This is a genomic window from Yinghuangia soli (assembly GCF_021502675.1).
Taxonomy (GTDB): domain Bacteria; phylum Actinomycetota; class Actinomycetes; order Streptomycetales; family Streptomycetaceae; genus Yinghuangia; species Yinghuangia soli.
Window position 1 is genome coordinate 12,564 of sequence record NZ_JAKFHA010000005.1, and the last position, 22,834, is coordinate 35,397.

Below are 22,834 nucleotides of genomic sequence, written 5' to 3' on the forward strand. Positions count from 1 at the left end.
GTGTCGCGGAACCTTCACAGCCTTGAGACGCCCGAATGGTCAAGGGGGTTCCATGCGCGTGGCCTCCGGCCCTGGCGCAAGCCTGGCGCGGCGGCGCGGCAGGGGAGCGGAGCGCGAGGCCGGGGCGCGCGCGGGGCACATCCGGCGGGGGCGGGCCCCCGCCCCCGGGGGGGCCCCCCCGGGGGTGGGTGGGCGCCGGACCCCGTCCCGGGTCCGGCCCCGCCGGATGTGCTGAGCGACCTGCCGAGCGACCTGCCGAGTGACCTGCTGAGCGAGCTGTGAGCGAACTGCCGAGCGGACGCGCGTCACGCGGTGGCGGGCCGCCACACCGTGAACGCGATCGACGTGACCACGAGCCACAACCCCAGCAGCGGCGTCGGCATCGCCATCAACGGCACGGCCAGCGCGCACAGCACGCCGATGACCAGGCTCGCCCACATCAGCCATGCGGGCATGGCCCCGGTCTTCCGGGCCGCCAACCCGGCGCACAGCACCACCACGCCTCCCGCGGTGATGGCGAACGCCCAGGTCATCGCCGACGCGCCCTGGAGCGCCAACATGGCGTCCCCGCTCACCTGGTAGTCGTCCGACGCCGTCTCGGTGATCCCGGCGCCCAGGACGAACGAGCCGTCGATCATGAACATGACGGCCGCGACCCAGCCGGCCGTGCGCAGCGTCGAGCGCAACCGGCCCTCCGCGACGCCCGCGGCCGCGAGCCGGTCGTCCACCCGGTGCACGAACACCACGAGCGACGCGATGGCGAGCATCGCGAGGGCGCCTTGGAGGACGAGCGACGACGTCTCGATGTCGTCGAGCCATTCGCGGGCCTTCGCGGGGGCATTCTTCTCCGAGGTGTCGACGCCCGGATCGATCACCACGAGCAGGATGTAGATCACGACGAACACGAGGCCGGTCAGGGACCACCAGTCGTACGCGCGAGCCGGTCTTTGCGCGCTGGTCTCGACCGTCGTGGATGTGCTTTCGGACATGGGCACACCATCCCCTGGGAGCTGTGGGCCGGTCCCCATGCCCGGACCTCGGGGCAGCATCCCGTACCGTCACGATGACGCCTTATATCCCTTTCGTACAAGGGTTTTCCGGGGGCAGACGCCATGGATTCCCTGGCGTTCGGGCACACCTCCCGCAACCTTGCCGACCGGGTGCCCGAGGGCCGGACGCGGCGAGGCCGGGCGGCGGAAAATCCGCCGCCCGGCCTCGGGCGATCCGTGGTGCGGTCCGGGTCAGTGCGTGACCGCGCTCGGGTCGACCACGACGTCCTCGCGGCGGATGCGCACGAGGGCGAACGCGACGAGTGCGGACGCGAACAGCATGATCGATGCGGCCAGGATGGCCGTCGTCCAGCCGGACGTGTACGCGTGCGCCGCACCCTTCGCGGCCATCTCGTCCTTGATGACGGTGGTCGAGATGGTGGCCAGGACCGCGAGGCCGATCGTGCCGCCGATCTGCTGCGTCACGTTCAGCACCGCGGAACCGATGCCGGCGTCCTCGGCGGCGATGCCCGCGGTCGCGGTGGTCATGATCGACACGAACACCGCACCCATGCCGAGGCCCATCAGCAGGACGCCCGGCAGGATGCCGGTCCAGTACGTGGAGTCGACCTCGAGGAACGACAGCCACAGCAGACCGGAGCCCGCCACCAGCGGACCGATGATCAGGAACGGCCGCGGGCCCTTGGTGGTGATCAGCCGCGAGGTGATCTGCGCCGAGGTGATGACACCCGCGGTCAGCGGCAGGTACGCGGTACCGGCGAGCACCGGCGACAGGTCCAGCAGCGCCGGGAACTGCATGTACAGCGTGAGGAAGAAGAAGGTGCTCATCATGCCCGCGCCGGCGAGCATCATGACCAGGTAGCCGCCGGTCCGCGTGCGGTTGCGGAACAGCCGCAGCGGCAGGAGCGGTTCGCGGGTACGCGTCTCGATCGCCAGGAACGCGGCGATGAACACCACGGCCAGGACGAACGCGACGATCGCCACGGAGTCGGTCCAGCTCTCCTCGGCGGCCCGGATGAACCCGTACACCAGGGCCGAGACACCGATCGTGGAGGTGATGGCGCCCGGGATGTCGAAGCGCGCCAGGCCGCTGCCCGAGGACTCCACCCGGTCCGGCGGGAAGACCCGCGGAATGGCCATCGCCAGCGCGATGCCGATCGGCACGTTGACGAACATGACCCAGCGCCAGTTGGCGTACTCGGTCAGGAAGCCGCCGGCCAGCAGGCCGACCGCGGCACCCATGCCGGAGACCGCCGCGTAGACGCCCAGCGCCTTGTTGCGCTCGGCGCCTTCCTTGAAGGTCGTGGTGACCAGCGACAGGACCGCGGGGGCGGTCATCGCGCCGCCGACGCCCTGCAGGGCACGTGCGGCCAGCAGGGTCGCCTCGTTCTGCGCGAACCCGCCCAGCAGGCTGGCGAGCGTGAACAGCAGCAGACCGTATATGAACAGCTTGCGGCGGCCGAGGAGGTCGCCCAGCCGCCCGCCGAGCAGCAGGAGGCCGCCGAAGGTGAGCGTGTAGGCGTTCATCACCCAGGTCAGCGAGGCCTCGGAGAAGCCGAGGGCCCGCTGGATGTCCGGGAGAGCGATGTTCACGATCGTGGCATCGAGCACGATCATGAGCTGCGCACCTGCCAGGACGGCCAGCGCCAGTCCCGGATGTACCTTCCGGCCTGGCGCTTCAGGCGTTCCCGTGGCGGGGGCCACCTCGGGGGGTGCCGTGGACATGTGTACCTCGCAGGATTTCTCTTGGTTCACGGAGATGTACAGAGCACGGAAATAGAGGACGGTTCCGTACTCTGTTTACAGTAAGCAACCACTTTAGAGTACGCAACCGTTTTCTGTACGATGGGATCCGGAGGGCAGACGGATGACCGAAGTACAGACGGGCGTGACCCCTGACGTGGCGGTAGATGTGCAGGTCGATGCGCATTGTGTCGCCATGGGCGAGCTCGCCGTCGAGGTCGGCGGGTACGACCACCGGCGCTTCCCGCGCCGCCGCGGCAAGGTGCTCGAGCAGGCGATCGGCGACGCCGTGGTCGAGGAGTTGGCGGAGCGCGGCTACACCGCGCTGACCTTCGAGGGCGTCGCGGCCCGGGCCGGGACCGGCAAGTCCACGCTGTACCGCCGCTGGGCCGACAAGCCCTCGATGGTGGTCGACTGCCTCACCGCCGTGCTGCCCGGTCCCGACGACCACCCGCCGACCGGCGACCTCCGCGAGGACCTGGTCAACGTCCTCGAGGCCTACGCCACCTCGTGCGCGGGCACCATCGGCGTCGCGCTCCGCGCGGTGTGCGGCGATGCCGTGAAGTCCCCGGAACTGCAGACCATGTGGCGCGAACGCGCCGCGGAGCCGCGGCTCGCCGCCATCCGCAGCATCATCCAGGCCGCGGTCGACCGCGGCGAAGCCCGCCCGGGCGCCCTCGAACCGGAGTGCATCCTGGCCGGCCCGGCCATGATCGGGCAGATCTACATGGCCACCGACAACCCGCCCACCCGCGACGAGGTCCGCCGCGTCGTCGACCACGTCCTCGTCCCGATGTACGAGGCACGCTGACGTAGCGCGCCGACGTATCCGGCACGACGAGCGATGCCGTCGCGTGGCGGCCCGACCGCCACGCGACGGCGCTCGGTCAGTGGCCCATGCCGGGCATGCTGCCGGACGAAGTGGCCGTCGGGGCCGGGGTCGCGCCGGGCTTGGCGCCGGTGCCGGCCAGGAGGCGCTGCATCTCCTGGACCTCGGCGGACTGCGACGACTTGATCGCCTCGGCGAGCTTGCGGGCGTCCGGGTTCGTGCCCTTGGCGAGTTCGTCCTCGGCCATCTTGATGGCGCCGTTGTGGTGCACGATCATCATCTCGAGGAACTGCCGGTCGAGTTCGGTGCCGGCGGCGGCCTTGAACTTCTGCATGTCGGCATCGGACATCATGCCGTCGGCGCTGCCGTGGTCCATGCCCGGCATGCTGCCGCCGGAGGGCATCGCGGTGGGCTTGCCCCACGCGCTGAGCCAGCCCTTCATCTGGGCGATCTCCGGGGCCTGGGCCGCCTCGATGGCGGTGGCCAGCTTCTTGATGTCGGCGTTCGCGGTCTTGGCCAGCACCACCTTGGCCATCTCCACGGCCTGTTCGTGGTGCGGGATCATCATCTGCGCGAACATCACGTCGGTGTCGTTGAAGGCACCCGGCGCGGTGCTGCCGCCGGGGGCGGCAGGGGCGGACGACGTGGTGCCGCCGTTGCCGTGGTCCATGCCGTCCATATTGTCGTCGCCGCCGCATGCGGCCAGGACGAGTGCGCCGCTGAGGGCGAGTGCGGACAGCACGAGGGCGCGCGAAATACGACGCTTCATAGGGGTCTCCCGGATTCTGCGAGGTGCCGCGGACATGCGGCATCGGTCGAGGTCGGCGGTACGCGGGCAGGCCGAAGCCCGCCGGCGCGCGCCGGCCTATATGCGCAGGACCGCGAGTCGGGAGAGGTCGGGTGGCCGCGGCGGCGGCAGCGCCGAGGCGAGGCGTCCCCACAGGCCGCGGACGGCCGCCGTGCGGCGCCGGGTGCCGCGCCGCAGCGCGAACCAGGCGACCGCGAGGACGAACGCGGCGAGGGCGATGGCCAGGCAGAGGGACGCGGGGTCCATGCCGCCGGAACCGTGGTCACCCTGGTTCTGGCCCTGGCTGTGGGCCTCGTTGCCGGGGGAGTGCGCGACGGCCGGCATGGCGTCCGGGGTCGCGCAGTGGCCGCTCGGGCAGGCGCCGGGGTCGGCGGAAAGCGCGGTCGCGGCGTCGGGGACTGTGACCGCGGCGGCGTCGGCCGTCGGAGCCGGTGCCGCGGCCCGGGCCTCGGGCGGGTGCCCGATGGTGTGCATGCCGACCGTGCCGATCAGCAGCAGGGCGAACAGCATCAGGCGGACCAGGGTCGATGCGTTGCGCATGCGCCGAGTCCTTCCCGCCGGGTGCCGTGAGCCGGGCCGCGCCGCGGCGGCCCGGTCACAGCGTACCGGGTAGGGGTATCAGCCGGATGCGGCGCCGGCCGTCGTCATGCGGTGCGCAGCCAGCGGGCCAGGGCCGGGTCGCGGCGCAGTTCGCGGCGGGCCATCGCCTCCCAGAAGCCGCGGAAGCCGTCGCCCTTGCTGGCCGCGAAGCGGGCCCGCACCTGCTCGGGGAGCTCGACCGGCTTGCCGAGCACCTCGGCGTGCCACGCATTGCGGCAGCGCTGTTCGAGGGCGACGGCCCGCTGGTGCACGGCGCGGATGCCGTTGCCGGTCACGAAGACGCCGTGCCCGGCGAGCAGCGCGATGTCGGCGTCGCCCATCGCGTCGACCGCGGCCCGGGCGTTCTCGGCCTGGTCGACGGGCCCGGCGTACTCGTCCACGAAGACCAGGCGGCCGCCGCCGAGTGCGGAGGACTGGTCGAGCAGCGGCGGGATGCGGCCCGCGTCCGCCCAGACCGTGCCCCAGCGCGGGTGGTTGTGCATGGCCACGCGCACGTCGTCGCGGGCGCGGTGGAGTTCCAGGTGCAGCGGGATGCCGAGCGGTGCGGGCCAGCGGCCGTCGAGGACCTTGCCGTCGGCGTCGATGCGGATCACGTCGTCGGGGGTGAACTCGTCCCACAGCAGGTACCAGGGATTGCACAGGTACGTGTCGTCGTCGAGCCGGTAGGTGATGTGCCCGGCGAGGTGGTCGTTGTAGCCCTCGTGCCACAACGTACGCGCCAGCAGCGTGAGTTCGAGGCGCGGGTCGAGGTCGGGGAGCAGCTGCTCGGGGGTCGCGGTGAACGCGGCGGAGGAGGGGGAGTCCAGGGGCACGGGAGGCCTCGCCTACGGCTTGGGGTTCGGCGGCAGCGGGTGGCGGAACAGGCGTGCGGCGTTCGCATGGGTGAGCAGCCGCAGTTCGTCGTCCGGCAGGTGGCCCCACGCCTTGGCGATGACGTCCTGGGTGTCCGGCCAGGTGCCGTCGCCGTGCGGGTAGTCCGTCTCCAGCATGATGTTCTCGATCCCGATGCGGTGCCGGGTGTCGATGGTCGACGGGTCGTCGATCGTGCAGAACCGGAAGTTGCGGGTGAGCACGTCGGCCGGGCGGATGCCCCACTGCTCGGCGTGTTTGGCGTAGCCGGCCCGGTCGACGATGTTGTCGAGCCGGTCGAGCAGCATCGCGACCCAGCCGATGCCGCCCTCCGACATCGCGATGCGCAGGCCCGGGTGGCGGGCCGGGTAGCCGGACCACAGCCATTCCGCGCAGGCCTGGAGCGAGAGCTGGCCGAAGGTGGTGGCGCCGAGTTCGAGCATCGGCGCGCCGGGGGCCATGTCGGCCATGCCGGACGAGCCCACGTGCAGCGAGATGACGGTCTCGGTCTCCGCACAGGCCTCGATGATCGCGTCCCAGTGGCCGGAGAAGAGCGACGGCAGGCCGATGCGGTGCGGGCGCTCGGGCAGCGCCACCGAGCGGAAGCCGCGGGCGGCGTTGCGGCGGATCTCGGCGGCGCCCGCCTCCGGGTCGGTGAGGTAGGTGATGCCGAGCGGGATGATGCGGTCCGGGTACGGCTGCCACCACTCCTCGTACAGCCAGTCGTTCCAGGCCCGGGTGACCGCGAGGCCGACCTCGGGGTCGGCCGCGGCGGAGAAGACGCGGCCGCAGAAGCCGGTGATCTGGGACGGGAAGTTCAGCGAGGCCCACACCCCGGCGATGTCCATGTCGCGGATGCGGGCGTCGATGTCCCAGCAGCCGCGGCGCATGTCCTCGAAGCGGGTGGGTTCGAGCGAGCGGGTCTCGGGGCGCCGCCCGGCGACCGCGTTCATCCCGACCTGGGTGTAGCGGTTGCCGTCGAACTCCCAGACCTGGTTGCCCTTCTCGTCCTCGACGACGCGCGGGGCGAAGGGCTGGAGGCGCTCCGGCAGGCGGCCTTCGAACATGCCGGGCGGTTCGACGAGGTGGTCGTCCACCGAGATGACGGTGTACCGGACCTCACGCGGCTCCGGATCGGGGAGGAGCAGGTCGGTCACGCGTACTCCTTCGAGCGGCACGGCCGGGGCGGCCTGGTGGCGGCGGCCCCGCGGGGGAGGGCGGTCCGGCGGGCGGCAGGATGGGTGTAATGCACACCTGTGTACCTGACGCTTCGTCAGACCGGCCCTCGCACGGTAGGCCGGGCGGGCGCCGAGAACAAGCCCGACTGCCGGTGCGGAGTGCTGCGACACGTGCCGAGCTGGGCAGATGCGGAGGGCCCGGCCCGAGGTCCCGGCGGCGGTGTTCGCATAGCGCGAAGACTTGACTGACTCGGTCAAGCATTCTTAGGGTCCGCTCATGGCGACCTCGACCTCCGGTTCCCCGTCCGGGACCCCCTCCGCAGCCGCGTCCGACCCGATGGCCGCGCTCACCGCGCCCGGCTCGCCGTTCGAGCTGGCCGAGGAGGACGTCCTCGGGGTACCGCTGCGCGTGCTGGCGAACCGGCCGCGGTCGCTCTCCGAATTCGTGGCCCGCTCGGCCGGGTACGGCGACCGCGAGTACGTCGTGCACGACGACGGCACCCGCTGGACCTACGCCGAGCACGCCCGCGCGGTCGCCTCCGTGGCCGCCGCGCTGCGCGACCGGTACGGCGTCGAACCCGGCGACCGCGTCGCGATCCTCGCCGCGAACCGGCCCGAGTGGCTGATCACCTTCTGGGCGACGGTCTCGCTCGGCGCCGTGGCGGTCGGCATGAACGGCTGGTGGGCCGGCGACGAGATCCGCTACGGCCTCGCCGACTGCGAGCCCAAGGTGCTGGTCGCCGACCGCCGCCGCCTCGAACGCCTGCCCGACGCGACCGTCCCCGTGGTCGAGATGGAGTCCGGCTTCGCCGACCTCGTCCGGTACGCCCCGGACGCCGAGCTGCCGGCCGGCCCCGGCGACGAGGACGCCCCCGCCCTCATCCTCTACACGTCCGGCACCACCGGCCGCCCCAAGGGCGCGGTGCTCACCCACCGCAACGTCATCGCGATGCAGAACGTGCAGGCGCTCCTCGCCGCGCGCGCCATGGCCCACGTGCCCGCGGACCGCCGCCCGGCCTCGCCGCCGGCCGGCCGCTGGCTGGTCAACAGCCCCTTCTTCCACGTCTCCGGACTCCTCGCGGGCGCCGTCGCGGCTTTCGCGGACGGCCACACGATGGTCCTGTTCAGCGGCCGCTTCGACGTGCCCGCGGTGCTGGCCACCATCGAACGCGAGCGCTGCACGAACTGGTCCGTCGTCCCGACCGTCGGCTGGCGCGTGGTCAACCACCCCGACTCCGGCGCGTACGACCTCTCCTCGGTCGCCCGCCTCGGCGGCGGCAGCGCGGCCTTCGCCCCCGAGCTCGTCACCCGGCTCCAGCAGGTGTTCACCAACGCCAAGGGCGCGATGGGCGTCGGCTACGGCCTGACCGAGAGCGGCGGCGTGGCCACCTCTGCGGGCGCCGCGCAACTGGAGGCCGCGGTCGGCGCGATCGGCGCCGCGGTGCCGACCGTGCAGGTCGAGATCCGCGGCGAGGACGGCACGCGCCTCGCGGACGGCGAGGAAGGCGAGATCTGGATCCGCAGCCCCCTGGTCATGCGCGAGTACTGGCGCAACCCGGAGGCCACCGCGAAGTCCCTCACCGAGGACCGCTGGCTGCGCACCGGCGACCTCGGCCTCGAGCGCAACGGGCAGTTCTTCATGGCCACCCGCCGCTCCGACCTGATCCTGCGCGGCGGCGAGAACATCTACCCCGCCGAGATCGAGCACTGCCTCGACGCCCACCCGGACATCGCCGAATCCGTCGTGGTCGGCGTCCCGCACCCGGAACTCGGCGAAGAGGTCAAGGCCGTCGTGGTACCCAAGCCGGGCGGCGCGCTCACACCCGAGACGCTGTCCGCGTACGTCGGCGAGCGCCTGGCGTACTACAAGGTGCCGAGCTACTGGGAGATCCGCACCGAGCCGCTGCCGCGCACCGCGACCGGCAAGGTCATCCGCGCAGTCGTCACCGGCGCCAAGGCCGCGGACCTCGTCGAGGAGTAGGCCCCACGCGGACCGCTGAAGGCTCTGCCCCGCGCGCGGAGCAGGCCTCACACCACCTCCGACAGCTCCCCGTCCACCACCAGCGCCTGGCCGTCGCGCAGCGCGAGGTACGGCGTGCCGTCCGCCCGGTAGCGTTCCGCGACTTCCCCGAGCACCTGCGATTCCGGGTGCCCGGGGGAGTCGACGTGCGGCACGAACGCGTACGGCAGCAGCCCGAGCCCGTCCCACACCGCCGGCCGCCCGTACGCGCGCCCGACCTCGGCCGGGTCGTCGCACGCCTCCAGCCCCCGCAGGCTCGGCGCGAGCACGCAACCACCCGCGCTGTAGCCCCCGTACGCCACCGCGTCCTCCCGCAGCAGCCCGGCCAACACCGCATCCGCCCCACTGAGCGCCAGCGCCGCCCGCAGCACGAACGCATTGCCCCCGCGCAGCCACAGCAGGTCGGCCTCGCCGAACACTTCGGCAAGCACACCCGCCTCTGCCCCGAAGTACTCCCGCAGATCCGACTCCTCGGCCGCGAAGCCCAGCGCCCCCAAGGCGTCGACCTCACGGACCACCCCGGCAGCCCGCTCCCCGGCAGGCTGCCCATCCATCGCATTGGCCACCACCAGGGCCCGCCCACCCACCCCCGGCACCAACCCGCGCAACCGCTCCGGCCGTTCCCCCACCCGAAACGAAGAAAGATACAAACGCATCCCGCGACCCTACGGCGCCCCTACTCCGTCGTCGCGGCGCGGACGCCGAGGGAGACTCCGCGGACGCCCTCGAGCTCAGTGAGCTCTTCCAGCAACGGGTGGGCGGAGCCCGCTCCTTCGAGGCGCAGCAGGACGGACGTCACGGCCGTTCCGGCGTCCTCCGGCGACCGCGGGGCGGGGGCCTTGCGGTAGCCGGCGCCGCCGACTTCCCCGAGCCAGTCGCCGGCGTCTCCCTCGGTGCGTACGTCGGTGACCTGGAAGCCCTGGCGGGTGCACACCTCCAGGGCGCTGCGCAGGACGCCGCCGTGCGGTGCGTACAGCAGCCGGACTTCGACCTCGCCGTACGAGTTGTCCGGCGCCATCCGCGCGGTCAGCCGCCGCGTGCCGCGCACGATCGCGAAGTAGATCACCACGGCACCCGCGGCCAGCACCACAAGGCCGCCGCCGCAGGCCATGCCCACCGCGCACACGAACCAGATCGTGGCGGCGGTGGTGAGCCCGCGGACGATGTCCCGCTTGACGAAGATCAGCCCGCCGCCGATGAAGCCGATCCCGGACACGATCTGCGCGGCCACCCGCGAGGGGTCCAGCGAGACTCCCGGAATCCCGACCGCGGCGCCGAACCCGTGGATCGACACCTCCATGAACAGCGCGCTGCCTACCCCGACCAGCATGTGCGTCCGCAGGCCCGCGCTCTTCTGCCGCGCCTCGCGCTCCAGTCCGATCAGCGTGGACAGGACCAGCGCGATGCCCAACTCGGCGAACTGCCGCAGGCTCTGCCCGCTCCCGTCGCCCGTGCCGAACAACGGGGGAGCAGCGTCCGACACCCAGAGAAGCATGGGCACATTGTGCTGAATCACCCCATCCGGACCGCAGATTCCTCGCGCGGCCGTTCGGGGGAAACTAGGGTGGCGCCGTGCTGGAATCAGAAGGTGGGGCCGCGGGCGGACACGTGCTGGTGTTGTGGGATATCGACCTGACGCTGGTGCGGTCCGGGCCGGCGACGCTCACCGCCTTCGACGATGCGCTGTCCGCGGTGGCCGGCAAACGCCTCACGGAGAAGATCGACTTCGGCGGCCGCACCGATCTGCACATCGCTCGGGAGATGCTCCGCGCGCATGGCGTCCTGCCCACCGACGACCTGATCACGCGGCTCCTCGACAGCTTCGCGACCGCTTTCGAGCAGGACGAGGAAGCCCGCAGTGCCGGATACGCGCTCCCCGGCGCGCGTGAAGCGGTGCACGCGCTGGCCGCGCCGGACATCCACCAGAGCATCCTGACCGGCAACATGGCCCGCACGGCGCCGCTCAAGCTCGCCCTGCTCGGCGACGCGGCGGCCCTGCTGCGCACCGATACCGGCGCCTACGGCGACGACCACGAGGACCGCAACAAGCTCGTGCCGCTGGCCCGCCGGCGCGCCACCGCCGCCACGGGCCACCCGTACCAGGGGCGCCGGACGGTGCTGATCGGCGACACCGTCCACGACGTCGAAGCGGCGCTCCGGAACGACGCGGCGGTCATCGCCGTGGCCAGTGGCCGCACCTCCGCCGAGACCCTCACCGCGGCCGGCGCCCACACCGTTCTCCCGGACCTGACCGACACCGAACTCGTCGTGTCGGCAATCCGCACCCTCACCCGCGAGGAATCCGCCGCATAGGCGCACGGATTCATGCCGGGATGTGGGCCTGCCCGGCCGGAAAATGCTCCGGCCGGGCAGGCCCCGGTCAATCGGAAAGGGCAATCCCGTTCACCCGCTGCGGCTTACGGGGCCAGGGCGAGGTTCCAGGTGTTGTAGATGTCCACGACCTCGGTCCACCGGATGGTGCCGCCGCCGCCCCAGCTGTTGATGCCGCGGGCCTGGCGGGTGCTGCCGGTGATGCCGAAGACCAGGCCGCCGCTGTCGCCGCCCCGGATCGCGGTGCCGGACCGGCTCCCCTCGACGCCGCGGTGCGGGACGCCGTTGCTGCCGGTCCAGGAGATGTCCTGGTCCACGACGCGGATGCTGCAGATGACGCCGGAGGTGAAGCCGTCCTGGCAGACGTAGTCGCCGTTGTACGAGTACGCCGAGCTGGTCAGCTGCTGCACGAACGCGTCGCCGTTGTTCGGGCCGTCCCAGGCCATGCCGCGCGTCAGACCGGTGTTGGTGGTGTCGACGGCGACCGCGTCCCAGAGGTTTGCCCGCGCCACGACCTGGCCGATGTAGTTGCGGCGGCCGTTCTCCCAGCCGGTCCAGACGCTGTTGCCGTCTGCGAAGCAGTGCGCGGCGGTGATCAGGAACGCCTTGCCGTCGGACTTGCGCCGGGTCGGCACGCCCGACGTGCAGAGCCAGCCGGAGCTCTGCGGGAGGCTGGTGTTGCCCAGCGCCGCGCCCGCGATCCACGGCACCGAGTCCATCCGCCGGGACATGTCCGAACCGGCGGCCGCCTGCTTGAAGACGGTCTCCACGCCGACCTCCGCGGCCAGCGTGCGGCCGGGGGCGACCGGCCGGGTGAGGGCCTGCTGGGCGGCGGCGACGTCGGAGACGCCGATGACCAGGGCGCTGCCGTCCACGGGCACCGAGATGCTGGCGATGCCGAGGCCCTGGCCGGACCGGAACGCCCGGTCGCGGGCCGCGTGCATGTCCTGGCGGGAGTGCTTGCCCTGCTTGATGTTCGCCAGGCGCGTGTCGATGGACTTGTCCGCGCGCTTGGCGTCCGCGAGCAGCTTGGCGGACTGCTTCACGTCGGTCAGGTAGATGTTGACCTTCTTGGCCGGAGCATCGAGTTCGATGCCCGCGTATATGCCGGTGTACGCGCCGGAAGAGCCCGGGCGCCCCAGCGCGTCGACGGCATTGGCGAGGGCGCGCAGCGGGTCGAGCAGCTTGGCCTGCTCGCTCTGCGACATGGCCGCGATCTGGTCGTGCGTGACGTTCGGTTCGCCGGCCGGTGCCGCCTGGGTCGCCTGGGTCGGGACCAGGACGGCCAGCACGGCGAGGAACGCTGTGCCGAGAATGACCTTCGGTGATTTCTGCACGTATTTCCTTCCGAGAATTGGGTGTGCTCGTCGGGGAATGCGACAGGGAACAGTCCGACCGCTCCGTCCGGGCCGATGCTAAGCAGTCAACAGGCAGAAAATGTATGGGAGTTCGAGGCAACTAAGCTGTCAAGTCCCGGCCGCGCGCGCGGCGTCCCCGAATATCCGCGGGGCGTGCGGAATTCTCCATTCCGTGTCCAAATGGCGCGGCCCGTAATTCTGCGGAAACGGCACCCTCGGCCCGCGGGAACGCCGAAGGCCAGGACGGACGGTGTCCGGCCTGGCCTTCGGCGGGCGGTGCTGCGCGTGGTGCTGCGGGCGGTGCCGCGGAGCCGGACCCGAGGTGCGGGGCCGGCGTCCGGGATCAGTCGTTCTTGTGGAGGTCCTCGTTGAGGGAGCCCCACGACTCGGAGCGCCAGATGGCTTCCACGGCGCCCGTGGTGGAGTTGCGGCGGAGCAGGAGGCCGTTGCGGCCGGAGAGTTCGGCGGCCTTGACGACCTTGCCCTCGGGCAGGGTGACGCGGGTGCCCGCGGTGACGTAGAGGCCCGCCTCGACGACGCAGTCGTCGCCGAGCGAGATGCCGATGCCTGCGTTGGCGCCGAGGAGGCAGCGCTCGCCGACCGAGATGACCTGCTTGCCGCCGCCGGACAGGGTGCCCATGATCGACGCGCCGCCGCCGATGTCGCTGTGGTCGCCGACCACGACGCCCGCGCTGATGCGGCCCTCGACCATCGAGGCGCCCAGGGTGCCGGCGTTGAAGTTGCAGAAGCCCTCGTGCATCACCGTGGTGCCGGAGGCGAGGTGCGCGCCGAGGCGGACGCGGGTGGTGTCGGCGATGCGGACGCCGGACGGCACCACGTACTCGGTCATGCGCGGGAACTTGTCCACGCCGGCGACCTCGAAGGAGACCCGGGCGGCGCGGGCGCGCAGGCGGGCGGCGGCCACGCCGTCCACCGGGACCGGGCCGAGGTTGGTCCACGCGACGTTGGCGAGCAGGCCGAAGACGCCGTCGAGGTTCGCGCCGTGCGGGCGGACCAGGCGGTGGCTCAGCAGGTGCAGGCGCAGGTACGCGTCGTGCGCGTCGGCCGGCGCGTCGGCCAGCGAGCCGATCACCGTGCGGACCGCGACGACCTCGACGCCGCGCAGCTCGTCGGTGCCGAGGCCGGCCGCCGCGTCCGCACCGAGGGCGGCCACGGCCTCCTCGGCGGTCAGGCGCACGGTCTCGGCCGCGCCGCCGCCGGCGGTCAGCTCGGGGGCGGGGTACCAGGTGTCCAGGACGGTGCCGTCGGCGGCCAGAGTGGCAAGGCCCGCGGCGACGGCGCCCGAGGTGGGGGAAGCAGAAGAGGTCTCGATCACGCCGCCTACGTTACCGGGCGGGGGAGCGCGGACCGGCGGAGTGGTGCACGCGGGCGCACACGGCGTGCAAGCGGATTGCGGAGGCTCGCGGCACTTTGCGGCAAAGAGTAGAGGGGCCCCTCCACTGCGCCCGCTGTCGGGCAACCGGCACGCTGGGTGGCAACGAGCGCGGGAAACGCTCGGCACGGACCGCAACCGCCGACCGGGGGGTAGGCGGGGACCGTGCGGGGGTGGCCGGTCGGGCCTGCTGCCACGAGTGGGTCCGATCGGCGGTGCCGGGCGCGGGCCCGCGGGGCGTGCGCAGTGCAACGGCGAGGCAGTGCAACGGCGCGGCAGGACAACGGCGCAGCAGGGCAAAGGCGCAGCAGGGCAACGACGGGTAGGGGCAGGGGAGTCATGGTCCGCCACCAGGAGGCGCACATCGGCCGCGGCGCGCTGCCGCGCGGACCCGGGGCCCGCTGGGCGTCGGCGGATTCCGTCGTGCCCGGGTCGGCCGGGCACGACGGCTACGACCTCCGCGACTTCTACCTCGACGTGCGGCTGGCCGCGGACGGCTCGTTCCGCGGCTCGCACACCGCCTACATCATCGACGGCAAGGCGGCCGACGACCCCGCGGACGTCGACCGCTTCCGCTACCGCCGCTCACACGTCCTGCTCGGCTACGCGTACGGCCGGCTGGACGTGTTCGGCGGCAGCGGCGACATCACCATCGAGGGCTACGGCCACAGCCTCGTCCGCGTGCACCCGGGCCCCGGCACGCTGACCCTGCACCTGGACGCGTCGGTGATCACCTACTGCCCGGCGATGTATACCCGCGCGGTGCTGGTACGTCGGACCTGACCAGGCACTCCGCCAGACCGTCGCGGTCGGTGCCGAGCTTGGCGTAGACCGCGGTCAGGTGCTTCTGCACGGTGCCGAGCTGGACCGCGAGTTCGCGGGCCACCGAGGTGTTCGACAGGCCGCGCACCACCAGTTCGGCGGTCTGGCGCTCGCGTGCGGTGAGCGCCTCGACGCCGGTCCGGTACGCCCGCCGCGGCCGTCCGCCGGCCGCCAGGAGCTCGGCCCTGGCCCGGACGGCAAGCGCCTCCGCACCGCAGCGGACCGCCGCCTCGAGGCCCTCGCCGAGCCGCAGCCGGGCCTCGGTGATGCGTTTGGAGCGGCGCAGGGCCGCACCGAACTCGACCAGCGACAGGGCGTATTCGTACCGCGCGGGAGAGTCGGCGAGCCAGCGCACCGACTCGCCGAGCTTGGCCAGCCCCTCCGCGCCGCCGATGAGCTGCCCGGCCACCCGCAGGGTCTGGCCGAGCGTCGACGGCGCCCCGAAGACGTACGCCTGGCCGACCGCGCGCTGCGCCGCCCGGCGCGCCCCCGCCGGATCCTCCTCGGCGAGGGCGAGCGCCAGGTACGGACGCCACGGGCACCACGCCGGGTTGCTCGCGCCGCGCGCGTCGAGCAACTGGCCCGCCTCGGCGAAGTCCTCGGCCGCCGCCGCGTACTGGTGCCGGGCCAGCCGCAGTTCGCCGCGCACGACCTGCGGCACCGGGAAGATCACGGCCTGCGGGAACGGTTCGCCGTACCCGTAGCGGTCGGCGAGCTGCTCGGCCTCGTCGAGGCGTCCGATCGCGATCAGTATCTGCAGCAGCGTCCCGAGCGCGTACCAGCGGGCCGGGGCGTCCGGCCCGAGCCGGTCGGCCAGTTCCAGGCCCGCGCGGGCGCCCGCCTCCGCCTCGGCGAGCCGGCCCTGCCGGTACCGGATGTGCGCGAGCAGCGTGTGCCCGAACGACAGGTGCGTGCCGCGCCAGCCGCGCGCCTCCAGCTCGGCGATGCCGTCCTGGAAGAACGCCTCGGCCCGGTCCGGCTGGTCCGCGTACAGGAACGCGAGCGCGGTCAGGATCGGGAACTCGAAGCCCCAGTCCTCGTCGACCCAGCGCAGCGGCGGGTTCATGGCCCGCTCCGCGTACGCGATGACCTGCACCGCGGGGTCGCCGCGCACCACGCCGTACCAGGCCCGGATGCCCAGCAGGCAGCGCTCGGTGGTGTCCGCGCCGGCCAGCCGCCCGGCCAGCGACCGCAGCCGCCGGGCGCGGGCATGCGCCTCGGTGTCCTGGACCCAGAACAGCGCCCACAGGAAGTGCTCGGCCTGCAGCCGCAGCCGGGCCCGCGACAGGCGCGTGGTCCGCGCCTCCGCATCGACCAGATGGACCGCCTCGGCCATCCGGTCGTCGTGGGCGAGGGCCTTCGCCAGCCGGATCACTATGGCCTGCCGGATCGGCTGCGTCGGATGCGCGCAGGTCAGCGCCGCGTACAGGTGCTCGATCGCGGCCCGCGGGTCGTGCACGAAGGCGGCCAGCCCCAATTCGTACAGGACCGCTGTGCGTTCCTCTCCGAACGGGGGCTCGTTCAGCGCCCGCAGCAGGTTCCGGTACGCGGCATCCGGGGCGCCCGCCCGCAGGTCCTCCCACGCCGCGCTGCGCAGCCGCGCCACCACCCACGGGTCGCCCGACGGGTACGTCGCCAGCAGATGCGCGGCCGCCTGCGCGTCGTCGTGGCCGTCGCCGACCAGCAGCCGTGCGGCCCGCGCGTGCAGTGCGCCGCGGGCCTGCGGGGGTATGCGGCGGTACACCTCGGTGGCGATGGTCGGGTGCGCGAACTCCAGTTGCTCGTCGCCGGCCAGCACCCGGACCGCGCGCAGCCGGTCGGCCGGTCCGACCGCGTCGTCCGCGGCGAGCCCGGCCAGCGACGCGGCCCGGCCGAGCGTCGCGTCGGCGCCGAGGACCGCGACCGCGCGGGCCAGGCGCATCGCCTCGGAGCCGGTGCGCTCCAGGCGGGCCATCATGCCGCGGCCGACGATCGCGGCCGCGATCGCGTCGAGGTGCCGGGCGTTGGCCGCGGTCGGCTTGAGGTCGCGGTCCAGCATCTCGCCGATCAACTGGCCGACCACATAGGGGTTTCCGTCGGCCGACACGTGGCACTGCGCGCAGAACGCGTCGTCCGCGTGGTCGCCCAGCCGGGCCCGGACCAGCTCGGCGACGGCCTGGCCGGACAGCGGCGCCAGCATCAGCCGCTGCGGGCCGGCGAGTGCGGCCAGGTCGCCGAGCAGGTCGGTGTTCGGGGTCGGCTCCTCGGGCCGCCGGCTCACCACGACCAGAACCGGCATCGATTCGACGGACCGGGTGAACGCCTCCAGCCAGGCCAGCGACTCGCGGTCCGCCCAGTGCGCGTCGTCGACCAGCACCGCCATGCAGCCGCGGCGCTGGCTCAGGCCGGCCATCAGCCAGTCCAGTGCGTCGCGCACGCCCTGCGGGTCCGGCGGTGCCAGCTCGTCGTCCGGTGCGGCGGGGGCCAGGCCGACCGCGGGGGCGACCATGTCCCACCAGCCGCCGAGGAGTTCGTGCCGCTCGGCGTCGTCGCAGGCCACCAGCAGGCGGCGGAAGAGCTGGCGGACGACGTGGAACGCCCGGCCCTGCTCGCGCTCGCCGCCACGGGCGTACAGGACCGTGCAGCCGGACTCGGTGACGATGCGGCGGGTCGCGTCCATGAGCGTGGTCTTGCCGAGCCCGGCCGCACCCTCGAACAGCAGTACGCTGCCGCGCTGACCGGTCCCGGCAGCCCCGAGCGGTCCCGGGACCCCGCCGATCGCGGGGCCGCCCGCGCCACCCGCACCCGTGCCGCTCGAACCGACCGAACCGACCGAGCCACCCGAACCGACCGGACCACCCGGACTGTCCGAGTCGCCCGAACCGGAACCGCCCGCCCCCTCGGCACCGCACAACCCGCGCACCAGCTCGCGCACAAGCGTCAGCTCGCGCCGACGCTCCAGCAGCGGCTCGTGTCCGGGATCCGGTGCGGCCGAGGCCGCACCGGTCACCGAATCGCTCCGGGGCCGCCGCCCAGCGCCCGCGAGGGCGGGAGTTCGCCGATGTCGACCAGCTCGGCGCGGGCCGCCTCGGCGAGTGCGTCCGCCCCGCACTCCAGTGCGACGTTCAGGCCTTCGAACAGCGTGTCCACGGCGTCCCGGTCGCCGAACTCGCGGCGCAGCCATATGCCGTACTCGACCAGCGTCAGGGCGTACTCGTACCGGGCATCGGAGTGTTCGAGCCACATCAGTGCGTCCTCGATCTTCGCGAGGCCCTTCTGCCCGCCCTCCAGCCGCCCGGTCACCCGCAGCGCCTGGCCCATCGCCGACGGCGCACCGAACCGGTACGCGCGCCGCAGCGCCTCGCTGGCGTGCTCGTACGCGGTCTCCGGGTCGTCGCCGGCCAGCGCCCGGGCGAGGTTCACCTTCCACGCGCAGAACGCCGGATTGGCCACGCCGCGCGCTTCCAGCTTCTCCCCGGCCTCGGTGAAGTCCTCCGCCGCGGACCGGTTCTCGCCGGTGGCGAGGCGCAACTCGCCGCGCACCGCCTGCGGGACGGGGAAGACCACCGCGTTCGGGAACGGCTTGCCGAACTGGTACCGCTCCGCGAGCGCCAGGGCCTGGGGTATGTCGCCGCGCGCGATCAGCACTTCGATCAGCGGCCCGAGCGAGTACCAGGGCAGCGGCAGTCCCTCGGGCAGCCGGTCCGACAGTGCGAGCGCGCGCCGGGCATCGTGTTCCGCGGCGGCGAGCTTGCCCTGCCGGTAGCGGACCAGGCTGCGCATGGCATGCGCGTACGACAGTTGGGTGCCGCTCCAGCCGTGCGACTCCAGTTCCTTCACGCCGGCGCTGAACAGCTGCTCGGCCCGGTCGTTCTTGTCGCAGTACATGTAGACGAGCGCGAGCAGGCTGGGGATCTCGAATCCCCAGTCCTCGTCCGTCCAGTTCAGGCCGGGTCCCCACGCCTGGTCCGCGCTGGCCAGCACCTGGACCATCGGGTCGCCGCGCATGACGCCGTACCAGGCGCGCAGCGCCAGCAGGCAGCGCTCGGTGCGGTTGTTGCCCTCCAGGCGCAGCACCAGGTTCTTGAGCCGCCGGGCACGCGCCGGGTAGTCGGGGTCGTCGACCCAGAAGACCGCCCACAGGAAGTGCTCGGCTTGCAGCCGCAGCCGGCTGGCGGACGCATTGGCGGCCTGCGCCTCGGTGTCCAGGAGTTCGACGGCTTCCTTGATCTGGTCGGTGTAGCCCAGCGCGCGGGAGAGCTGCAGCACGATCTGCTCGCGCAGCTGGCGCACCTCGGAGTCGGCCTCCAGCGCCTTGCGCAGTTCTTCGATCGCGCCCTGCGGCGAGGTGCTGAACAGCGCCCGGCCCAGCTCGTAGTGCACCGCGGCGCGGTCGGCGGGCCGCGGTGGCTCCTCCATGGCGCGCTGCAGGCAGCGCAGTGCGGACTCGGGCGCACCGGCCCGCTTCTCCTGGTCGGCGGCGGCCCGCAGCTGGTCGACGATCCACTGGTCGTTGCGCGGCCGGGTGGCCAGCAGGTGGAAGACCGCCGAGCGGGCGTCGCGGCCGTCCCTGACCAGCAGCCGGGCGGCATTGGCGTGCAGCGAACTGCGCGCGTGCGAGGGGATGTTGTCGTAGACCGCGGCGGCGATCAGCGGGTGCACGAAGCCCAGCACGTCCTGGTTGACCAGGATCGCCGCGGCCCGCAGCCGGTCCGCGACCTCGCCTACCTGGTGCACGTCGACCTCGGCCAGGTCCGCGACGCGGACCACGGTCGCGTCGCTGCCGAGGATCGCCACCGCACGGGCGACCGCCAAGGTGGCCGCGCCCATGCTCTCCAGGCGCAGCGACAGTTTCTCGCCGATCTGCGCGGCGGCGATCGAGGCCAGGCGGCCTGCGTGGGCGTCCACCGGCGCCAGCCGTAAGCGCTTGAACTCGCGCAGTGTCGCCCACAGGACGAACGGGCCGCCGCCGCTGACCTCGTAGCAGCGCTCCCGGAAGCCCTCGTCGACCGCGGGCCCCAGCGCCATGTGCACCATCTGCGCGCTGCCCGTGCGGGACAGCGGTCCCAGCCGGAGGCGCTGCGCGCGGTCCAGCGTGGCCAGGGTGCGGAGCAGCGGGCTGACCTCGGTGACTTCCTCGGTACGCCGGGCCACCAGGAGCAGGACCGGCCAATTGTGCAGGCGCTGCGCGAAGCTCGTGATCCAGGAGAGCGATTCGGCGTCCGCCCAGTGCGCGTCGTCCAGGATCATGACGATCGGTCCCCGGTTCCGGGTGAGCGAGGTCATGAGCCAGTCGAGGGCGTCGCTGATGGCGAGCCGGTCGGGCGTGGAGCCCGCCGCGGCGGGGCACAGGCCCAGCGCCGGGGCGATGATGTCGAACCAGCTGCCGAGGAGCGCGGTGCGCTCGGCGTCGGTGTATCCGGCCAGCAGCTTGTAGAAGAGTTCCTTGACCACGAGGAACGAGCGGGTCTGCTCACGCTCGCCGCCCTTGGCGAGGAGCACCGTGCAGTGGTTCTCCACGGCTATCCGGCGGGCCTCGTCCAGGATGGTGGTCTTGCCCCAGCCGGCCCGGCTCTCCACCAGCAGCAGTTCACCGCGGTGCACCTGGTCCGCGCCGGAGTCCGCGCGGGCGTGGGCGCACAGATTCTCGATCACCGCGCGTACCGCGGCCAGTTCGTTGTCCCGCTCCAGCACCGGGGGCTGTGCGAGCAGCGCTTCCGAGCCGGCCCAGTCGGAGACGTCGACGGCCGCCCCACCGCGCACGTCGATACGGCGCGCTCCCTCTGCGCGCCGTTCGAGCGCTCCCGACGAGCGCCCTTCCGGCGGAATATCCGCCGTCGTCCCACTGGGCCGCGGGGTCCCGGAACCCGGCGATCCGTTCGCTTCTGCCATGACGGCACCTTCCCCACGAGGGTGCACGCGCGGCCCGATGGCGGTCGGCCCTACGCGTATGCAAATCCCATCCTGGCGCATGAAGGTCACCCGATGTGCCCGCCTTGACACAGAAGTCCTCATCGATTGCGGCGATCCGGTCCGCCGAGCGGTGCGACTCGGTCGTTGGTCCCGCCCGGATCGGTCACCGCACGGGCAAGGAAGATCAAGCCCCGCATCCGTCCAGTCACCATCTCCCCGCCCCGGACCGCGTTTCGCGCGTTTCCCGCGCAACCTGACCGGAATTGACCACAACCGACAACAAGCCCTGCGCGTCCATGGCCCTTGACTCCTCATCAAGTCCCGCTTCCAATGGGGCACTCGCGCGGGGTGCCAGGACCCCGCGGCCAGTCGGACAAGGGCGACCGGAAGGGGCACGACGCCATGGCACCGGAGTCCCATCCGTACCGGGACGTGGTCGTCGCCGGGGTCTTCAACACCGCGCAGGCCCGCCGGCTGCCCGGCCACACCTCCGCGTCGATCACCGTCGAGGCGGTGCACGGAGCCCTGGCCGACGCCGGACTCGGCCTCGACGACGTGGACGGGGTGAGCGCCGCCGACCTCTCCGCGCGGCTGATCCACGACCTCCGCCTCGGCCCGGCCTGGCGCGGCACGCAGTACGGACTCGGCATGATCGCCGAGGCCGCCCTCGCGATCTCCGCGGGCATGTGCGACGTGGCGGTGGTGGCGTCCGGTGAGGCCGGCATCCACACCGACCGCGCCGCGACCGCGCCGTGGACCCGCCCGGAGAACGAGTTCGTCATCCCGTGGGGCCTGTTCACCGCGGCCGAGTTCGCCCTGGTGGCCCGCCGCCACATGATCGAATACGGCACCACGGAAGACCAGATGGCGACCGTCGCGGCCACCATCCGCAACAACGGCCACGCCAACCCCGAAGCCGTCTACCACGGCCGCGGCCCCTACACCCCCGCCGACATCCGCGCCTCGCGTCCCATCGCCGAGCCCTTCCACCTGCTCGACTGCGCGATGACCTCGGAAGGCGGCTGCGCGCTCGTCCTCACCCGCGCCGACCGCGCCCGCGACCTGCGCGCCACACCTGTCTACCTGCTCGGCATGGCCGCCGACAGTTACGGCCCGGCCTACCAGCACCCGCCCGCGTACGACCTGGCCGGACGCACTGCGCGGGACGCCGACGACCGGGCCGGCACCGTCGGCCGCCGCGCCGCGGACCGCGCGTTCCGCACCGCCCGCCTGGGCCGCACCGACGTCGACGTCCTGGAGCTGTACGACCCCTTCTCCTTCGAGGTCATCCGGCAACTGGAGGCCTTCGGCTTCTGCGCCCCCGGAGAGGGCGGCCCGTTCGTCGCGGACGGGCACATCGCCCCGGACGGCAAGTACCCCGCCACCACCGACGGCGGCCTCATGTCCTACAGCCACGCCGGCTCCAACCCGCAGATGCTCCAGCGCGCCATCCGCGCCGTGCAGCAGGTGCGCGGCACCTGCGCGTCCACGCAGATTCCCGGGGCCCGGGTGGCCCTCGCCAGCGCAGGCGGCTCCGGCGCGCTGTTCAACCAGGTCGCGCTGTTCGGAACGGAAAGGCCCTGACCGTGCTCGAACCCCAGACCGGCGTACCCCTCAACCCCGTCACCCCGCTCACCGCGCCCTTCTGGGACGGCTGCGCGGAAGGGGAACTGCGCTACCAGCGCTGCACCGCGTGCGGCACCGCCAACTTCACGCCCACCGACCTGTGCCGCGGCTGCACGTCGCGCGAGCTCGAATGGCGCGTGAGCGCCGGGCTCGGCACCGTCTACAGCTGGACCGTCGTGCACCGGCCGGTCACCCCCAGCTTCACCACCCCGTACGCGGTCGCGATCGTCGACCTCGACGAGGGCTACCGCATGCTCACCAACCTGATCGGCGTCGAGGCGGACGCGGTACGCGAGGGCATGCGCGTACGCGTCGACCTGCACGGCGTGGGCGGCGAGCGCGTCCTGCCGTACTTCCGCCCGCAGTTCCCCTGAG

General features: G+C 72.7%; 18 protein-coding genes. 6 read left to right on the forward strand and 12 right to left on the reverse strand.

What is annotated here, in order from left to right; translation table 11 throughout:
- Nucleotides 1-305: 305 nt before the first annotated feature.
- Both LZ495_RS11275 and LZ495_RS11280 read right to left on the reverse strand, forming a co-directional pair.
- Nucleotides 306-989, reverse strand: coding sequence for a hypothetical protein (locus tag LZ495_RS11275; RefSeq protein ID WP_235051969.1), 684 nt, complete (start codon nucleotides 987-989; stop codon nucleotides 306-308).
- A gap of 252 nt (nucleotides 990-1,241) precedes the next feature.
- Complete coding sequence (locus LZ495_RS11280) at nucleotides 1,242-2,627, reverse strand: MFS transporter (protein ID WP_235051970.1); 1,386 nt, start codon at nucleotides 2,625-2,627, stop codon at nucleotides 1,242-1,244.
- Nucleotides 2,628-2,949: 322 nt separating this feature from the next.
- Between LZ495_RS11280 and LZ495_RS11285 the strand changes: the two genes are divergently transcribed.
- A complete protein-coding gene (locus LZ495_RS11285; protein ID WP_235051971.1) occupies nucleotides 2,950-3,564 on the forward strand; it encodes a TetR/AcrR family transcriptional regulator in 615 nt (204 codons plus the stop codon).
- 76 nt (nucleotides 3,565-3,640) lie between these two features.
- Here the strand turns inward: LZ495_RS11285 and LZ495_RS11290 are convergent, their stop codons facing one another.
- The 4 genes from LZ495_RS11290 to LZ495_RS11305 all read right to left on the reverse strand — a co-directional run bounded on the left by LZ495_RS11290 (nucleotide 3,641) and on the right by LZ495_RS11305 (nucleotide 6,996).
- Nucleotides 3,641-4,351: a DUF305 domain-containing protein gene (locus tag LZ495_RS11290; protein ID WP_235051972.1), complete on the reverse strand. Its 711-nt coding sequence runs from the start codon at nucleotides 4,349-4,351 to the stop codon at nucleotides 3,641-3,643.
- Between the two features lie 96 nt (nucleotides 4,352-4,447).
- A complete protein-coding gene (locus tag LZ495_RS11295; RefSeq protein WP_235051973.1) occupies nucleotides 4,448-4,930 on the reverse strand; it encodes a DUF6153 family protein in 483 nt (160 codons plus the stop codon).
- 104 nt (nucleotides 4,931-5,034) lie between these two features.
- Complete coding sequence (locus LZ495_RS11300; RefSeq protein WP_235051974.1) at nucleotides 5,035-5,802, reverse strand: class II aldolase/adducin family protein; 768 nt, start codon at nucleotides 5,800-5,802, stop codon at nucleotides 5,035-5,037.
- 12 nt (nucleotides 5,803-5,814) lie between these two features.
- Complete coding sequence (locus LZ495_RS11305; protein ID WP_235051975.1) at nucleotides 5,815-6,996, reverse strand: amidohydrolase family protein; 1,182 nt, start codon at nucleotides 6,994-6,996, stop codon at nucleotides 5,815-5,817.
- Between the two features lie 298 nt (nucleotides 6,997-7,294).
- Between LZ495_RS11305 and casG the strand changes: the two genes are divergently transcribed.
- Nucleotides 7,295-8,998 carry a steroid-24-oyl-CoA synthetase gene (gene casG / locus LZ495_RS11310; RefSeq protein WP_235051976.1) on the forward strand — a complete coding sequence of 568 codons (1,704 nt, stop codon included), beginning with the start codon at nucleotides 7,295-7,297 and terminating at the stop codon, nucleotides 8,996-8,998.
- Nucleotides 8,999-9,045: 47 nt separating this feature from the next.
- Here casG and LZ495_RS11315 read toward each other — a convergent pair whose 3' ends face one another.
- Both LZ495_RS11315 and LZ495_RS11320 read right to left on the reverse strand, forming a co-directional pair.
- On the reverse strand, nucleotides 9,046-9,591 hold the full coding sequence (locus tag LZ495_RS11315; protein WP_235051977.1) for a Type 1 glutamine amidotransferase-like domain-containing protein: 546 nt from the start codon (nucleotides 9,589-9,591) through the stop codon (nucleotides 9,046-9,048).
- A 122-nt stretch (nucleotides 9,592-9,713) separates the two neighbouring features.
- A complete protein-coding gene (locus tag LZ495_RS11320) occupies nucleotides 9,714-10,532 on the reverse strand; it encodes an MgtC/SapB family protein (RefSeq protein ID WP_235051978.1) in 819 nt (272 codons plus the stop codon).
- 77 nt (nucleotides 10,533-10,609) lie between these two features.
- Here LZ495_RS11320 and LZ495_RS11325 point away from each other — a divergent pair, with 77 nt between their 5' ends.
- Nucleotides 10,610-11,350: a haloacid dehalogenase-like hydrolase gene (locus tag LZ495_RS11325; RefSeq protein ID WP_235051979.1), complete on the forward strand. Its 741-nt coding sequence runs from the start codon at nucleotides 10,610-10,612 to the stop codon at nucleotides 11,348-11,350.
- 104 nt (nucleotides 11,351-11,454) lie between these two features.
- On the opposite strand, the gene LZ495_RS11330 is transcribed toward LZ495_RS11325, so the two are convergent.
- Together LZ495_RS11330 and dapD are read right to left on the reverse strand one after the other, a co-directional pair.
- Nucleotides 11,455-12,705, reverse strand: a complete 1,251-nt coding sequence (locus LZ495_RS11330; RefSeq protein ID WP_235051980.1) for a chymotrypsin family serine protease — start codon at nucleotides 12,703-12,705, stop codon at nucleotides 11,455-11,457.
- Nucleotides 12,706-13,069: 364 nt separating this feature from the next.
- Nucleotides 13,070-14,062: a 2,3,4,5-tetrahydropyridine-2,6-dicarboxylate N-succinyltransferase gene (gene dapD, locus LZ495_RS11335; RefSeq protein WP_235051981.1), complete on the reverse strand. Its 993-nt coding sequence runs from the start codon at nucleotides 14,060-14,062 to the stop codon at nucleotides 13,070-13,072.
- 396 nt (nucleotides 14,063-14,458) lie between these two features.
- Here dapD and LZ495_RS11340 point away from each other — a divergent pair, with 396 nt between their 5' ends.
- Nucleotides 14,459-14,902, forward strand: a complete 444-nt coding sequence (locus tag LZ495_RS11340; RefSeq protein WP_235051982.1) for a hypothetical protein — start codon at nucleotides 14,459-14,461, stop codon at nucleotides 14,900-14,902.
- On the opposite strand, the gene LZ495_RS11345 is transcribed toward LZ495_RS11340, so the two are convergent.
- Complete coding sequence (locus tag LZ495_RS11345) at nucleotides 14,850-17,930, reverse strand: ATP-binding protein (RefSeq protein WP_235051983.1); 3,081 nt, start codon at nucleotides 17,928-17,930, stop codon at nucleotides 14,850-14,852. The genes LZ495_RS11340 and LZ495_RS11345 overlap by 53 nt on opposite strands.
- A complete protein-coding gene (locus tag LZ495_RS11350; RefSeq protein WP_235051984.1) occupies nucleotides 17,927-20,683 on the reverse strand; it encodes an ATP-binding protein in 2,757 nt (918 codons plus the stop codon). Before LZ495_RS11350 ends, LZ495_RS11345 begins: the two co-directional genes overlap by 4 nt.
- Nucleotides 20,684-21,235: 552 nt before the next feature.
- Here LZ495_RS11350 and LZ495_RS11355 point away from each other — a divergent pair.
- A complete protein-coding gene (locus LZ495_RS11355; protein ID WP_235051985.1) occupies nucleotides 21,236-22,417 on the forward strand; it encodes a thiolase family protein in 1,182 nt (393 codons plus the stop codon).
- A 2-nt stretch (nucleotides 22,418-22,419) separates the two neighbouring features.
- Nucleotides 22,420-22,833 carry a Zn-ribbon domain-containing OB-fold protein gene (locus tag LZ495_RS11360; RefSeq protein WP_235051986.1) on the forward strand — a complete coding sequence of 138 codons (414 nt, stop codon included), beginning with the start codon at nucleotides 22,420-22,422 and terminating at the stop codon, nucleotides 22,831-22,833.
- Nucleotide 22,834 lies beyond the last annotated feature (1 nt).